At 49.7% G+C, this 16,233-nt stretch carries 11 protein-coding genes; 8 read left to right on the top strand and 3 right to left on the bottom strand.

What is annotated here, in order from left to right:
• Window positions 1-81 precede the first annotated feature (81 nt).
• On the top strand, window positions 82-1,626 hold the full coding sequence (locus BLW37_RS17100) for an alanine/glycine:cation symporter family protein (protein ID WP_091345064.1): 1,545 nt from the start codon (window positions 82-84) through the stop codon (window positions 1,624-1,626).
• A 53-nt stretch (window positions 1,627-1,679) separates the two neighbouring features.
• On the opposite strand, the gene BLW37_RS17095 is transcribed toward BLW37_RS17100, so the two are convergent.
• Window positions 1,680-3,527, bottom strand: coding sequence for an ABC transporter ATP-binding protein (locus tag BLW37_RS17095; protein WP_091345123.1), 1,848 nt, complete (start codon window positions 3,525-3,527; stop codon window positions 1,680-1,682).
• Between the two features lie 107 nt (window positions 3,528-3,634).
• On the opposite strand from BLW37_RS17095, the gene ribA reads away from it, so the two are divergent.
• The 3 genes from ribA to BLW37_RS17080 all read left to right on the top strand — a co-directional run bounded on the left by ribA (window position 3,635) and on the right by BLW37_RS17080 (window position 7,824).
• A complete protein-coding gene (gene ribA, locus BLW37_RS17090; protein WP_091345120.1) occupies window positions 3,635-4,216 on the top strand; it encodes a GTP cyclohydrolase II in 582 nt (193 codons plus the stop codon).
• Window positions 4,217-4,306: 90 nt separating this feature from the next.
• Window positions 4,307-7,348 (top strand): D-2-hydroxyglutarate dehydrogenase YdiJ, encoded by a 3,042-nt coding sequence (gene ydiJ / locus BLW37_RS17085; RefSeq protein WP_091345062.1) that lies wholly within the window; start codon window positions 4,307-4,309, stop codon window positions 7,346-7,348.
• A gap of 95 nt (window positions 7,349-7,443) precedes the next feature.
• Complete coding sequence (locus tag BLW37_RS17080; RefSeq protein WP_091345060.1) at window positions 7,444-7,824, top strand: hypothetical protein; 381 nt, start codon at window positions 7,444-7,446, stop codon at window positions 7,822-7,824.
• Window positions 7,825-7,873: 49 nt separating this feature from the next.
• Here the strand turns inward: BLW37_RS17080 and BLW37_RS17075 are convergent, their stop codons facing one another.
• Window positions 7,874-10,438: a TonB-dependent receptor plug domain-containing protein gene (locus tag BLW37_RS17075; protein ID WP_091345058.1), complete on the bottom strand. Its 2,565-nt coding sequence runs from the start codon at window positions 10,436-10,438 to the stop codon at window positions 7,874-7,876.
• 220 nt (window positions 10,439-10,658) lie between these two features.
• Here BLW37_RS17075 and BLW37_RS17070 point away from each other — a divergent pair, with 220 nt between their 5' ends.
• Complete coding sequence (locus BLW37_RS17070; protein WP_091345056.1) at window positions 10,659-11,219, top strand: GNAT family N-acetyltransferase; 561 nt, start codon at window positions 10,659-10,661, stop codon at window positions 11,217-11,219.
• A gap of 41 nt (window positions 11,220-11,260) precedes the next feature.
• Here the strand turns inward: BLW37_RS17070 and BLW37_RS17065 are convergent, their stop codons facing one another.
• Window positions 11,261-13,744 carry a TonB-dependent receptor gene (locus BLW37_RS17065; RefSeq protein WP_091345054.1) on the bottom strand — a complete coding sequence of 828 codons (2,484 nt, stop codon included), beginning with the start codon at window positions 13,742-13,744 and terminating at the stop codon, window positions 11,261-11,263.
• Window positions 13,745-13,988: 244 nt separating this feature from the next.
• On the opposite strand from BLW37_RS17065, the gene BLW37_RS17060 reads away from it, so the two are divergent.
• From BLW37_RS17060 to trhO, 3 genes are all read left to right on the top strand, one after another.
• Window positions 13,989-14,621 carry a LysE family translocator gene (locus BLW37_RS17060; RefSeq protein ID WP_091345118.1) on the top strand — a complete coding sequence of 211 codons (633 nt, stop codon included), beginning with the start codon at window positions 13,989-13,991 and terminating at the stop codon, window positions 14,619-14,621.
• Window positions 14,622-14,684: 63 nt separating this feature from the next.
• Window positions 14,685-15,209: a YaeQ family protein gene (locus BLW37_RS17055; RefSeq protein ID WP_171907664.1), complete on the top strand. Its 525-nt coding sequence runs from the start codon at window positions 14,685-14,687 to the stop codon at window positions 15,207-15,209.
• Window positions 15,210-15,306: 97 nt separating this feature from the next.
• Window positions 15,307-16,224: an oxygen-dependent tRNA uridine(34) hydroxylase TrhO gene (trhO, locus tag BLW37_RS17050; RefSeq protein ID WP_091345051.1), complete on the top strand. Its 918-nt coding sequence runs from the start codon at window positions 15,307-15,309 to the stop codon at window positions 16,222-16,224.
• The last annotated feature ends 9 nt before the right edge of the window (window positions 16,225-16,233 follow it).

Genomic DNA, 16,233 nt, shown 5'->3' with positions numbered 1-16,233 from the left:
GTGCCTCTGGTACAAAGGCCTATTCTATGGCAGAGTAGCGCTTCCGTACAATAAAAAAATCAATGGTTTCAGGGGAATCTCATGGAAGCTTTTGTTAGCGCAGTCAACGGCATTATCTGGAGCAATGCCTTGATTTATCTGTGTCTTGGGGCAGGGTTGTTTTACTCAGTTCTGACTCGCTTCGCCCAGGTCCGTCACTTCAAAGAAATGTGCAAGCTGCTTTTTAGCGGCAACGCCTCCTCCAAAGGTATCTCCTCCTTCCAGGCTTTAGCTGTCTCCTTATCAGGCCGGGTTGGGGTAGGTAATATTGCAGGTGTCGCGGCAGCTATCGGTTTTGGTGGCCCTGGCGCCATTTTCTGGATGTGGGTGGTGGCCTTTCTTGGCGCCAGTACTGCTTATGCCGAGTCGACCTTAGGGCAAATTTACAAAGTTGAAGAAGACGGCCAATACCGTGGTGGTCCGGCTTATTATTTTGAGCGTTGTCTGGGCCAAAAATGGCTGGCGATCCTGTTTGCTATTTCCGCCATCATCGCCTGTGGTATCTTCCTGCCGGGTGTGCAGGCCAATGCGGTTGGCAATGCCTTTACCCAGGTCTTTGGCGACGGCAATATGGTGGTCACCAGCTTCGGTGAAGTTGGCAGTAATAAGTTGGTTGCACTGGCCGTGATTCTAATCGTACTGGCCTTTATCATCTTTGGTGGTATTAAACGCATCGCCAACTTTACTCAAATCGTGGTGCCCTTTATGGCGCTGGGCTACATCATAATGGCCTTGATCATTGTGTTTTTGAATATGGACAAAGTGCCGGGCATTTTTGCCTTGATTATTACCGATGCTTTTACTGCTCAGGCTGGCTTCGGTGCTGCCATTGGCTGGGGTGTGAAGCGGGGCATTTACTCAAATGAAGCCGGTCAGGGTACTGGCCCGCATGCGGCTGCGGCAGCTGAAGTTGATCACCCAGCTCAGCAAGGTTTGGTGCAAGCCTTTTCCGTTTATGTCGATACTTTGTTTGTTTGTACCGCGACAGCACTGATGATCCTGATCACGCAACAATACAATGTGGTCGGTGAGCTGACCGATGGTAGCTTCATTGTACAGAACATTGATGCAGCCACTGAAATAGGCTCGCCGGCCTTTACTCAGATGGCGCTGTTCAGTGTGTTCGGCAACTTTGGCCAGGGCTTTGTTGGTGTGGCTTTGTTCTTTTTTGCCTTTACCACCATATTGGCTTATTACTACATTGCGGAAACCAATGTAGCTTATCTGAACCGTCACTTTAAGAACAATATTCCGCTGTTCGTAGTAAAGATTGTCATTATGGCGATGGTGTCGTATGGCATGGTGAACGCGGCAGGGTATATTTGGGACATTGGTGATATCGGTGTTGGCTTAATGGCTTGGATCAACATTGTTGGTATTCTGGCGATTTTCTTTGTCGCCAAGCCAGCAATTCTCTGTCTGCGTGATTACGAAGAACAGCAAAAAACCGGTGGGGACATTACCTTTGATCCGGTGAAACTGGGCATTAAGAATGCAACCTTCTGGGAAAAGCGACTGGCCAAACAACAGTCAGCAGTGACCCAACCGGAACAGCAAGTTGGCAATGCCCAAGCTGAAAAATCATAACGCCTGATTTTTACCGTTGTAAAAAAGCCTCTGCTGGTCAGAGGCTTTTTTGCTTACTCCACGCCAATAAAGCCACCAGTTTGATGCGCCCAGAGCTGGGCGTAAATACCACCACTAGCCACCAGTTCGGCATGCGTGCCTTGTTCAACAATCCGACCTTCATCAAGCACTATCAGTCGATCCATCTGCGCTATGGTGGATAAGCGATGGGCAATGGCAATCACAGTTTTACCTGCCATCAGTTTGTTGAGACTGGTTTGTATCGCAGCCTCAACCTCCGAATCAAGCGCTGACGTTGCTTCATCCAGGATTAAAATAGGGGCATTTTTCAGCAGCACCCGGGCGATGGCTATGCGCTGACGCTGGCCACCGGAGAGCTTCACACCGCGCTCGCCAACCTGGGCATCAAAGCCACTATTGCCTTTGGGATCAGTCAAGTCGGCTATAAATTCAAGCGCTTCTGCTTGCTCAGCAGCCTGCAGCAGTTCTTGCTCGGTCGCATCCGGCTTGCCATAAATAATATTGTCGCGCACCGATCGATGCAGCAGCGAGGTATCCTGGGTAACCATGGCTATGTGTTGACGCAAACTTTCCTGACTTACCTGGCTGATATCCTGGCCATCAATCAAGATCTGGCCGGATTCGACATCGTAAAAGCGCAGCAACAAGTTTACTAAGGTCGACTTACCGGCACCAGAGCGGCCTACAAGGCCAACTTTCTCACCAGGCTTGATGCTGAGGTTCAACTGATCTAATACCGCGGCTTTTTTACTGTCGTTATCTACTTTGCCGTAGTTAAAACAGACCGCCTTAAACTCAATCTCGCCCTTGGCAACCTGCAAGCGACTAGCATAATCTTTATCCAGCACACTGGCTGGCTGCGACAGGGTTGCAATACCATCGGCGACTGTGCCGATGTTTTCAAATAGACTGCTGACTTCCCACATAATCCATTGCGCCATACCGTTTAGCCGCAACGACAGGCTCACCGCTATGGCAATAGCACCAATCGAGATCGCACTTAAACTCCAGAGCCAAAGCGCCAGGGCGGTAATAAAAAACACCAACAGGTAGTTTAAACTTTGCACCGACACATTCAACCAGGTGGCCAGGCGCATCTGCTGATAGACCGGCTTTAAAAAGATCCCCATACTGTCTTTGGCGTAGGTTTCCTCACGCTGGGTATGAGAAAACAATTTCACGGTGGCGATATTGGTGTAGCTGTCAACAATACGGCCTGTCATCTCCGAACGGGCATCTGCCTGACGACTAGCGACCTCTTTTAAGCGAGGCACAAAGTAAAACTGCAAACCAATGTAGCAAGCAAGCCAAATCAGCATTGGCAGCATCAGGCGTGGATCGGCATCGGCAACAAAGTAGAGCATGGCACCAAAATACACCAGTACATAGACCATCACATTCAGCAGCTTCATCACGGTTTCACGCACTGCCAACGACGTTTGCATTACCTTGGTAGCAATACGGCCGGCGAAGTCATTCTGGTAAAAGCTGACACTTTGACGCAGCAGGTAGCGATGTGACAACCAGCGGATCGACATCGGATAATTGCCCAGCAGGGTTTGATGCACCACCGCTGAGTGAAGAAAAGCAATCAGCGGTAACAACAACACGGTGACCAGCGCCATCCACAGCAAGGTTCGGCCTTCATCCTGAAAAAAGGTATCCGGGTTCTGGCCAACTAACCAGTCCACAAGTTGCCCCATAAAACTAAACAACAGGACCTCCAGCACAGCAGAGGTTGCCGATAAAATGGCCATCACCAGCAAAGACCCTTCCATGCCACGGGTGTAGTGGCGGCAAAATGCAACAATGCCTTTGGGCGGTTGCTCAGGTTCTTCAGTGGGAAAAGGGCGGGTTAGACGTTCAAACCATCCAAGCATCAGTTCATTCTCTTGCAATCACAGGTGGCTATTTTAACGCAGGAATGGCTAAAAGTATGGAGGGCTGTGATAATATAGCGCTGATTTTGTTTGTACCGAGAGCTGAAATGACATTGAAACTGGTTGCATCTACTGTTTTACCCACACCTTTTGCCGATTTTCAACTGCATGGTTTCCAGGCCCCGGATGGCAAAGAGCATGTCGCTCTGACTTTGGGAGATGTGACCACGGATGAGCCGGTATTGGCTCGGGTGCATTCAGAATGTTTGACCGGTGATGCGCTCTTTAGTTTGCGCTGCGATTGTGGCCCGCAACTCGAAGCCGCCATGCAAAAAATTGCCAATGAAGGCCGTGGTATCATCTTGTATTTGCGCCAGGAAGGCCGGGGCATTGGCCTTATTAATAAAATACGCGCCTATGCAGAGCAGGATAAAGGATTGGACACGGTAGAAGCTAACGAAATTCTTGGTTTCTTACCTGATATGCGTGAGTACGGTATTGCTGCAGAGATGCTGCAACTGCTTCATATCAAACAACTGCGCTTGCTGACCAATAACCCCCGCAAATTAAAAGCCTTGCAGGACGCCGGAGTAAATATTCTTGAGCGAGTCCAGCATCGTGTGAAGACCACTGCTCACAGTCACCGTTATTTGGCAACCAAGGCGGCAAAAATGGGGCATATGCCTTAATAGGCTACTTTACACGGTTTCGAGTGTTAATAAACGCCTACACTTAGTGGTATAATGGTTGCCACTGTCGGACCACCTAACGCGACCACCATGATCCCAAGTTTTGCCCCTGAAGCTGCTCTGGATGCCAGTGTTCTGGCGTTTTGCAATGCCCTCCGCACCGCCGGTTTTGCTGGCGACATTGAAACCAGTTATGGTAGCCGCCTGGCGGTAGCCACCGATAACAGCGTCTATCAGGCCTTGCCGCAGGCAGTTTTGCTGCCAAAGCACCATGAAGATGTGGTGCTGTTAACCAGCCTGGCGCAAACCTCCAGTTTCCGGCATTTGAAATTCAGCCCCCGTGGCGGTGGTACTGGCACCAATGGACAATCATTGACTGAGCATCTGGTGGTCGACTTGTCGCGTCACCTTCGCGGTATTCTGGAAATTAATACCGAAGAAGGTTGGGTGCGGGTACAAAGTGGTGTCATAAAAGATCAGCTCAATGCATTTTTAAAGCCCTATGGCTTTTTCTTTGCTCCGGATTTATCCACTTCAAACCGTGCCACCATAGGTGGCATGATCAATACCGACGCATCCGGGCAGGGCTCTCTGGTCTATGGTAAAACCAGCGATCATACGCTAGCACTTACTACCGTATTGATGGATGGTACTGTGCTGAAAACCCAAAAAGAGCCACTGGCGGAGGCAGAAGCCAAAGCGCACCAGGGGGGCACGATCGGGCAGGTGTATCGCCAGGCGCTAACAAGCTGCCGGGATTTTCGACCGCAAATTCTGCAAAAGTTTCCCCGCTTGAATCGCTTTTTAACCGGCTATGATTTAGAGCATGTCTTCAATGAGGAGATGACGGAGTTTGATTTATCCCGGCTTATTACCGGCTCGGAGGGTTCTTTGGGCTTTGTCACTGAAGCCAAACTTTCCATTACCCCCATTGCCCGTCACAAATGTCTGGTCAATATCAAGTACGACAGCTTTGAAAGTGCGCTACGTAATGCGCCATTTTTGGTTGCTGCCGAGGCCACTTCGGTGGAAACCGTAGATAGCAAAGTGCTTGATCTGGCCCGCAACGACATCATCTGGCAACAGGTGCAAGCGCTGATCACTGATGTTCCGGGCCAGTTAATGCAAGGCCTGAACATGGTGGAATACAACAGTGAAGATAAAGACGATATCGAACAAAAAATTGCTGCGTTAACCACGCGACTGGATGACGCCATTGCGCAGCGTCAGCACGGGATTATTGGTTATCAACTGACTTACGATACGGCTGCTATTAGTCATATTTACGCCATGCGTAAAAAAGCGGTTGGTTTACTGGGCAATACCAGTGGTACACAAAAGCCAATTGCCTTTGCTGAAGATACCGCTGTGCCACCGGACAAGCTGGCCGATTTTATTATGGAGTTTCGTCAGTTGCTGGACAACCATGGCTTGCATTATGGCATGTTTGGTCATGTTGATGCCGGTGTTTTGCATGTGCGACCGGCACTGGACCTGTGTGATCCAGAGCAGGAAAAGTTGATGCGCACCATTTCCGATCAGGTGGTGGCGCTGACCGCTAAATACGGTGGCCTGATGTGGGGTGAACATGGCAAAGGGTATCGCAGTGAATATGGGCCTGAGTTTTTTGGTGAAGCACTCTTTACCGAGCTGCGCAAAATCAAAGCCGCTTTTGATCCCCAGAACAGGGTAAATCCGGGCAAAATTTGCACCCCTTATCAGAGTGGCGATTCGCTGGTAAGTGTTGATGGCCCCAAACGGGCATGGTTTGACAAACAGATTCCATTGCAGGTGAAAGAAAGCTTTGATAGCAGCCTGAACTGTAACGGCAATGGTTTGTGCTTCAATTATGAAGCCAACTCCCCCATGTGCCCATCGAGCAAAATCACCAAAGACCGGCGCCATAGCCCTAAAGGCAGGGCGGGTTTGATGCGGGAGTGGTTGCGGCTGGCCGAGCAGCAAGACGTGGATGTGTTAAGACTGGAGCAACGGTTGCAAACCGAAGGGGTGGGTCTTGTCAGTCTTTGGCAGCGCATCCGTAACAGCTGGGCGCACAAGCAGGGCGAGCAAGATTTCTCTCATGAAGTGAAAGAGGCGATGGAAGGCTGCCTGGCTTGTAAAGCCTGCGCCAGTCAGTGCCCAATCAATGTGGACGTGCCTTCGTTTCGTGCTCGCTTTTTGCAGTTGTACCATAGCCGTTATTTGCGCCCAACCAAAGATTATGTCGTTGCCAACATAGAGCGTACAGCTCCTTTTTTGGCAAAAATGCCACGGGCAGTGAATTTTTTCCTGCAACAGTCCTGGCTGCAACGTATGCTGGGGCATACTTTGGGCTATGTCGATACTCCTTTGCTCTCGACGCCAACACTGGCTGAACGACTACAGCAAAAGTATCAGTTTGATATGCAAAAGCTTGTCCAAGCCACCGATGCTGAGCGGCAGCAAATGGTATTGCTAGTGCAAGATCCCTTCACCAGCTTTTATGAAGCGGAGCTGGTCGAGGATGCACTGAAACTGCTTGAAAAGCTGGGTAAACAGCCGATGTTGCTACCCTTTTTACCCAACGGAAAGCCGCAACATGTAAAAGGTTTCCTCCGTGACTTTGTGAAAACCGCCAGTAAAGCATCACAGTTTTTGCAACAGCTGCATGCCTATCAAGTACCCATGCTGGGATTGGATGCCTCGTTAGTGCTGGTATACCGGGATGAATACCGCAAACTGCTGGCCGATAAACGCGGTGATTACGAAGTCGCTTTGTTCCATGAGTGGTTGCAGCAGCAAGAGCTGCCTCAGGCAGCCAAAAGTGGCAGCTTTGCTTTGCTGGCCCATTGCACCGAGAAAACTGCGCTGCCTGCTACTGAAAAAAGCTGGCAGCAGATATTTAGCAAAGCTGGCCTTAATCTAAAACCCATCAGTGTGGGTTGCTGTGGTATGGCTGGGACTTATGGTCATGAAAAACAGAACCTTGCCAACAGCAAGGCACTGTTTGCCATGAGTTGGCAATCCCCGGTTGAGCAGCATGGTACCGAAGGTATTCTGGTCACAGGTTTTTCCTGTCGTAGCCAGGTAAAACGCCTGGTAGGTGAAAAGCCCAAACACCCGCTGCAGCAATTGCTGCAGGCATTGAGCTAGCGTACGGCTAAATTTTGAACAGGTCGCGTTTTTGCAGTATACTTTAGTGGTCTATGACGTTTGGCTGAGTCTTATTCAGACGACAAGGGGGCTGTATGATCAATGCTGCCAATACGGCTAGTTCTGCTGCTTTTGCTGAGCTAAAGCAACAAATGGCCTTGCGTGTTGCGGATCAGGCTGAGCGCGAGGCTGAGCAGTTAAAGTCCCAGGCGGATGAAAAGCGTAAAGAAGCCCGCGAAATGGCGCAAACGGCCCGTGAACTGCAGTTGGAGTCAGGCCAGGCGCAAAGTCGTGCTGATTTAGCGCGGGCCAGTCTGCCGCCAGAGGATTTGTTTGAGCGGCTGGAACAACAGTTTAGCGCCATTATCCAAAGCAATACAGACGAGCCACAGGAAGAACAGCAACCACAAACTGAGCCTGCCGCCATTAATATTTTCGGTGAAGCCACGGGCACCAGCATCAATATTACGGTTTAATAAAAAAGCCTCCGGTTCGGAGGCTTTTTGGTCTCAGTAAACATCCACGTTAGAAGCTGTAACGACCACGCACATACCAGAAACCACCATTGATCCCCATAGGCGAGGTTTCAAAGTATTTGGCACCAAGTATGCGTTGCATACCCTCTGGCAAACGTTCAGGTTTGGTATCGAACACATTTTGCGCGCCAACAGCGACAGAAAATGCATTATTAATAGCGTAGTTCACTTCAACGTCGAAGGTGATTTTCGCCGATGCATCGACATTCAAGCCATCGGAGTCAGCATGAACGCCTTGGTATTTACCAAAGTAGTTACCTCGTACGAACATGGATATGTCGTTCCACTGTTGGTTCCAACCCAAAGTAGCACGGTGACGTGGTAAATCCTGCTCCAAACGCGATACCTTGAATGCTCCAGTAATATCGGAGAACTTGGTTACTTCGGTCTTATTCCAGTTGTACGCCAAACTGAAGGTAGTACGACCATTTAGCAAATTAGCACCATAGTTCATCACTACATCCAAACCAGTCGTCTTGGTCGAGAAATCATTGGTGTAAAATGAAATCAGCGACAAAGAATCGACGCCCCGAATGCCGGTCGCACGTAACTGTTCTTTTTGCTCTTCTGTGATCGGAATTTCCGCTGACTGACTAATACGGTCATCCACGTCAATGCGGTACAGATCGGCGGTCATAAAGAAGTCGTTACCCGAGTACACCACACCAAAGGCATAGCTGGTTGAGGTTTCCGGTGTCAGTTCAGTAGCCCCAAACAGCTGAGATACAGGGTTGGTGGGCGATAACAAAGCAATATCAACCAGTTCGCCTTCGGCAACCGCAGTACGAACGTTACTGATGTTGGCCTGACCAACTGTTGGTGCCCGGAAGCCGGTACTGGTTGAGGCTCGGATCGCCAGATCATCCGTGAAACGGTATTGACCGGTTAACTTGTAATTGGTAGTGGTGCCAAAAGTTTCATAATCTTCATGGCGCAGTGCAAAACCTGCCAGGAAGTTTTCTGAAAACTCCGCTTCAACATCAACATAAGCTGCCCAATGGCGACGCACATAGACACCAGCATCGTCTGGCTTAAAGCCAGGGAAACCATTGGAACCAATACTCATGCCATCATCGATGTAAGGGCCTATTTCCCAGGAAGCAACATCGCCGGCTACAATTTCAAAGCTCTCTTCCGACCATTGCAAACCGCCAGCCACGGCCAGGTCTTCATACAGACCAACCGGCACAAAGCGGTAAAAATCGGCATTGAAATGCTTCTCCAACTGGATGTATTTGCCAGGTTCAAATTCAGTCGGAGTATCTGGGCCAAGCGAGGCATTGACTGTGTTTACAATGCTGAAGCTAGCCTCACTGCGGCCAACGGTTGCACTGAAATCATACATGGTGCCTTGCAAAGGGCCGGATAAAAACTCGCCTTTGGTGCCACCAACCAGCGACGTATCAGTGATATTACCACCGAAGTTCGGGGTAAAGCCGCCGGGGAACATGGAAAAGAAGGTAAAGCAATGGGCCGGTAGGGCACTGACCTGGCTGTTCACCGCACTAAAACTTGTATCAGCTAATGAAACTGTCGGGCAACCACCTAACGCTGGGTTGGTATTGGCCACCAACAAGGTTTCACCACCATCATTGGAGAAAACACCACCACGGGTATAAGGATCGCGGTAGTAGAAACCACCTAACACATCACGCTCGGAGTAATTCCCAAATAAATAGGCATCACGCCCATTGCCCAAGTCTAGCCCCGCATTGGCGAAAATAGCGATATCATCGCTGATCTTCGGTGAGCCCCAGATCTGTACTGCGGGCTGTAAAATATTGGGGTTGCCATCGGCGATGTGCTGCAAGGCATCACCGCGTTGCACGCTGCGGCTGGTTGGATCGGATGACTTGTATTGCGCACTTATGTTAAAAAAACCAGCATCAGACAGCGGCATGCCAATGTTGGCATTGATTTCATTGGATGTGCCGTCCCCGGCATAGAACTCACCGCGGCGTACTTCAATGTGGCCCCCCTCATCCCGATCATTCAACACAAAGTTGACCACACCGGCAATGGCATCGGAGCCATACTGTGCCGCCGCACCATCACGCAGAATTTCAACCTGTTTGATAGCAGCGCCTGGAATGGCAGAAATATCGGGTCCCTGAGCACCATCGTTCAGGCCACCGCCTAACATAGTGATGACGGCAGAGCGATGACGACGTTTACCATTGACCAGGATAAGTGTGCTATCAGAAGATAGACCGCGAAGATTCAATGGACGAATCAAGGTTGCCGCATCGCTGATAGGGTGAGAGTGCACGTTCATCGACGGGACTGTAGTCGCCATCATATTTAACATATCGGTGCTGCCGGTTTTCATCAATTCATCGCCACCAATGATATCTACCGGCACTGGTGAATCTGCTACCGAGCGTGGTGCTGAGCGACTACCGACGACGGCAATGCGTTCAACACGTTCTGGCGCTGCTGTTTCGGTTTGTTCCTCTGTGTTTGCCCACACAGGTGCTGTTAGTGCCAGTGAGGTGACACCGGCAATGGCACAGCGTATACAGGTCGATAAACGACTATAGTTCTTTGTTTGCATAGTTGTTCTTCCTGGTTTCTATTATTGTTTATAGTACTTTGGGCTTATTGTTATTATTCCCAGAATTAACATAGGTGATTTAGAAATCATTGTCTATCCTATTTTCATAGCAATTTGCCGCATTTTACCCGTATTGGGTATGGAGTTTGCTTAATTGGGGACAGGCTGGTTAAAAGCTGAGCAATCGATTGCAATAGTGAGATTGGAGTGAGGTAAGGTTATGCTTATTCGGCCCTATCGGGCATCCGATGAAAAAGCGCTGCTGACATTGGCGAATCAGGTGCATGGTGCTGGTTATCTGGATAAAAGTAAGCTGGAAGATTATCTCCAGCGAGGTCTGGCCGCAGGCCTCAATGCAAGCTTTGTTGCCTATCTGGAAGGGAAGTTGGTTGGCTACCGTCTCAGTTTTTCTGCAGAGCAGTGGCATGCCGATGAATGGTGCAATCCTCAGCTTTGGCCTGTTGCGGCAAGTAAAATGGCGTATTTTAAATCAGTTGCCGTAGATCCTGGTGTTCAGGGGCAGGGGATTGGCAGTCAGTTGTTGCAGGCGTCTATCGAGGTCTTGCAGCAACAAGGAGCAGAGGCTGGTTTGGCGCATTTATGGATGCAAAGTCCGGGCAACAGTGCCGTGCGCTACTTTACCAAAGCCGGCGGCCGCTTGCTTGCAGTGCATCAGGATAAATGGCTAGCCTTATCCCTGCAAAGCAGTGGCTACGATTGTCCGGTCTGTGGCAAAGAGTGTCATTGCACGGCGGCTGAAATGGTGTTGGAGTTTCCATAAAAAAACGGCCTCATGTCATGAGGCCGTTCAATTTTACGGCATCAGAAGCGAGCGCGTAATCCTACTGTGATGGCTCGTCCTGGCAGAGGAGCATCTTCTTTGATAAAGGAGCTGTGAACGAAACCAAGTCGGTTGGTCAGGTTGGTGCCACGAACAAAGGCGGTCATTTCCACATCACTGAAATCAAAGTAATAACTAAAGGTAGCATCCAGCAGGGTGTACCCAGCAGTACGGCTTTCCAAAGGGCTGACCCGATTCTGACGGGCATAGCGGGTTAAGCCCACTTCACCACTCCAGTTTTGAGCCTGGTAGCGGTACTCAGCGCCCAGTTTCATCGGTGGAATACGTGGCAAGTCGGTGCCACCACGTACTTTGGCACGAACCTGATCAGCAAATAAATGCACCGATTGAGCCTGATCAAGATAGTAAGCCAGTTCAAACTCAAAGCCATACAACACCGCATTATCCTGACGGTACTGCAGCACAGGGAAACCATGATCGCTGTGATCATCGTGGTCATGCCCATGATCGTGGCCATGGCTGTGATCATGCCCGTGATCGTGGCCATGGTTATCATGACCTAAATCATCCAGGTGCAGCCCGGTAGTGGCCAGGTAAATATAGTTATTGACCCGGTTGTAGAAGAAGTTGTAAGTCAGACTCAGGTTGCCATCAAATTTGCGGAAAGTCAGATCCAGGTTATTTGCCACTTCTTTATGGAAGCGCTCACGGTTTGGTTCGATATCGCCATCGTGATGATCCAATACATAAGCTAAACCCAGCTCATAGGTGCCGGTGGCTAAATGCGCACCGTTGGCGTAGAGCTCAGCAGCACTTGGTGCCCGTTCAGAGCGGCTGGCCGCCAAAGCCCACGAGAAACCAGGCTGGAACTCCCATACCAGGCCAGCCGACAGGCTGTAAGCGGTGAAGCTAGCCTCTACATGCTCATGATCATCATGATCGCCATGACCATGACCATGACCATGATCATGTCCATGGCTGTGATCATGGTCCTGATGACCAAACTCAATGCCATCAGCGTGGTATTTGACCCGCTCTAAACGACCGCCCAATTGCAGGGTGAGATCACCAATACGCTTTTCCTCCAGCACAAAGAGCGCATGACTGGTGGTTTCTGAATCTGGGGTAAAGGCTTCCTCACCCGAGGCCGTGTAATCATTGCGCAGCAAGTGGTAGCCGAAAATACCGTGCCAACCAGCCAATGGCTCATGCTCCAGGGTGATGCGGGATTCCAGAGTTTTGCTGCCAAAGAAGGTAGCTACATGACCATCTTCAATTTCACTGTGCTTGTAATCGGTATAACCCAGGTTAAAGGCTATGGTCTCAATACCCGCAAAGGGATCGTAATACTCACCAGCCAGGTTAAAACGGTTCTGGCGGGCTTTGGCAAAGACATCATCGTCATGGCTACCGTGGCTGTCATGATGGCCATGTCCGTGATCGTTGCCATGATCATGGTCATCATGATCGTCATGACCGTGCGCATGATCATGGCCTGGAATGCCGTAATCGGAGTCGGTGCGGCCCATATGGAATCCAATCAAGCCGCGACTACCGATATAGCTTAAGCCGGCGTTGATGCTGCTGGTTTCAAGCCAGCTGTTGTCGATTTTATCTTCGCGTTCACCATCGCTGTTGGTAAAGTGCGGTACCTTGTAATCATCCGCGTTGCGATGCAGGCCATCCAAATGCCAGGCGACTTGATTGCGGCTACCATCATGGTTCAAAGCCACGGTTTTTTCGTCAGACACGCTGTTGTAGCGGGTTTCAACCACGGTATCGGATTGCGGCCGGAGCTGACGCGGAATACGGTTATCCACCACGTTCACGACACCACCAATGGCACCACTGCCATACAACAAAGTGGCAGGGCCGCGCAGTACTTCAATTTGCTCTGTGGTCAGGGCATCCGCCATAATGGCGTGATCCGGACCAATCCGAGAGACATCGCCAGTATCCAGGCCGTTATTCAGAATGCGCACGCGAGGGCCATCCAAGCCACGGATCACTGGGCTGGATGCGACAGGACCAAAGTAATTAGCGTGAACGCCCGGTTGTTTTTTCAGCGTTTCACCAATGGTAGGCTCAGCGCGACGAGATAATTGCTCACCGGATAACACGCTAACCGGGGTAGCCATATCCAGATTGTACTTATGGATACCAGAAGCAGAGACGATCATCCGCTCAATCTGACCGCCTGGTTGCAAAGTAATCGCAAGTGCGCTGGCAGGGTCGGTCAGTTGCAAATACTGGCCATCAAAACCTGGTGCACTGATATGCAGTTCTGCATTAGCCGGAGCATTTAACTGAAAGCGGCCGTTAGCATCGGTATAGATGTATTGCTGACGACCGTGCACATGGATGCGGGCATTTTTAACCGGTTCCCCCTGAGCATTAAGCACTGTGCCGCTGACTAGCTGATTGGCCATCGCCTGGGCTGAGAATGAGCAGGCTATCATAATGGCCAGGGCCGAGGGTTTGAGAATCGACTTCGAATTGCGCATCGGGTTTCCTTCTTTAAATCGATGTTAGGTGTGTGATGTTATAACATTTTACAGCTTTCCTGTGCTGCATCAAGTCTAATGCCATTGGCATCGATTGAAATTGGATGAATGCCGTATTTTTTACGGTCAATTCAAGGCTCTGTTCAGACATAAGCAGCACTCTGCCAGCAAGACGGCCTTTCATTTGAATTGCATGAATTCATCAGCGTACAATGCAGCATCGAAAATCTTTGGTAACTTTTTCATGAGTTTTTGGTCTGAATTTGCACTGATTGCGGTGGTTCATTTGATGGCAGTTGCCAGCCCGGGACCGGATTTCGCTATCGTGCTGCGATATGCCGTACGCTTTGGTAAGCAAGCGGCTTTGGCGGCCAGCTGTGGTATTGGTCTGGGGATTTTATTGCATGTGACCTATTCATTGGTTGGTATTGGTTTATTGATTCAAACTACGCCCTGGCTGTACATGACCTTTAGCGTGGTTGCTGCGCTCTACCTTGCTTATTTAGGGATGCAAGCCATTCGGGCCAGGGCACCGGCAGTTGAGCAAGCAGTTGCTAAAGAACAGGTGAGTGAACAATTAAGTACCAGAAAAGCACTACTTACCGGCTTTATTACCAATGGTTTAAACCCTAAAGCTACGCTGTTTTTCCTGTCCCTTTTCGCTGTAGTGATTTCCCCTGACACACCACTCAGCATGAAACTGTTTTATGGCGGCTATATGGCCATGGCTACCGCTTTATGGTTTTGTTTGCTATCTTTTTTGTTAACTCAGGTCAAGGTGCGTGGCTTCTTGCTGTTAAAAGGCTATTGGTTCGATCGCGTCATGGGGATACTTTTGTTGGCACTCGCTTTGCATCTTATTTGGAGCCTTATCTAAACTTTTGACCACAGCAGGCGACAAACTAAGTAAGACACCATGGTAAGCCGAAAGGAAAAGACGATGTTGATGAACGCCAAAGTCATCAAACTGGATTTAAATTACAGCTGCGCTGAGCATCATCATTTTGCGCAGCAACGTCACTATTTGGCGCCATACCCGGAAGAACCATCCGAGCATTTTGCTCGTCGGGTGCTGGCTTGGTTGTGTTTGTATGAAAGCAAAGCCGTGATGGCTGGTCAGCATCGAACTGGCAAAGATCCGGATATTTATTTGCAAGATGAACAGCAACACTTCAGGCTTTGGGCCAGTGTTGAGTTGCTGGAAGAAAAGTATCTACGCAGAGCATGTCATCTGGCCGATCAGGTGGTGCTTTTTTTAAACCCGGATGAGCAACGGCAACTGAACAACATGCCGTATTGCGCCAAGTCCAGTAGCTGCGTGTTCCAGCCAGAGCAATTACAACAGCTGTGCTCAATGCTTAAACCCCATATGGAGCTTAGCGTCTGGCGAGAAGACGATGCTATTTTACTGACGGATGGCACGCAACATCTGGAATTATCCGTACAGTGTCAGCACCCTCACTAGTTTCACTTTCTTTTCTCCTACTACAAAAGTAGCTATAATACGGCCCCCGTTAAACTTGCGCTGGATTTGCGATCCAGACTGGCAAAAAAGGTTGTTTATGTACGTTGTAGCTGCACTTTATAAATTTGTTCATTTAGCCGATTACCAGCAACTGAGAGACAAAGTCTATCAAGTGCTGGTAGAAAATCAGGTCAAAGGTACTTTGTTGCTGGCCGAAGAAGGCATAAACGGTACCATTTGTGGCTCAAGAGCCGGTATCGATGCCGTCCGAGCCTGGCTGGCAGCTGAAGGGCGCTTTGATGGCTTAAGCTACAAAGAATCCTTTGCCGATGAACCAGCGTTTTACCGCACCAAAGTGAAGCTCAAAAAAGAAATCGTGACCATGGGTGTTCCCAGTGTCGATCCTAAGCACATTGTTGGCACCTATGTAAAAGGCGACGCCTGGAATCAGTTGATCAGCGATCCGGATACCATCGTGATTGACACGCGGAATGATTACGAAGTGGCCATAGGCACCTTTAAAAATGCGGTCAACCCAAACACCACATCTTTTCGGGAATTTCCAGAGTGGGCTGCCAACCACTTGAATCCGGCCCAGCACAAAAAAGTCGCGATGTTTTGTACCGGCGGGATCCGCTGTGAAAAATCCACGGCTTACCTGAAAGAACAAGGTTTTGAAGAAGTCTATCACCTGGATGGTGGCATTCTGAAGTATCTGGAAGAAGTCCCGTCTGAACAAAGCCTGTGGCAAGGTGAGTGTTTTGTATTTGACCAGCGCGTTGCGGTGAAGCATGGGCTGGAGCAGGGCAGTTATGATCAGTGCTATGCGTGTCGGATGCCGCTATCTCAACACGACATGCAATCGGAGCATTACATCAAAGGTTTAAGTTGCCCGCACTGCCATGATAAAACCACGGCAGAGCAAAAAGCAGCTTTTGCCGAGCGACAAAAACAGGTCCAGCTGGCAAAACAACGGGGTGAAAAACATATCCGTGATGGTAAACTTGAGCCATAATTCAGCTGT

Origin of the sequence: Alkalimonas amylolytica (assembly GCF_900107845.1) — a bacterium.
GTDB lineage: Bacteria > Pseudomonadota > Gammaproteobacteria > Enterobacterales > Alteromonadaceae > Alkalimonas > Alkalimonas amylolytica.
The sequence above is the reverse complement of the archived record's forward strand: the minus strand, read 5'-3'. Positions and strand labels throughout refer to the sequence as shown.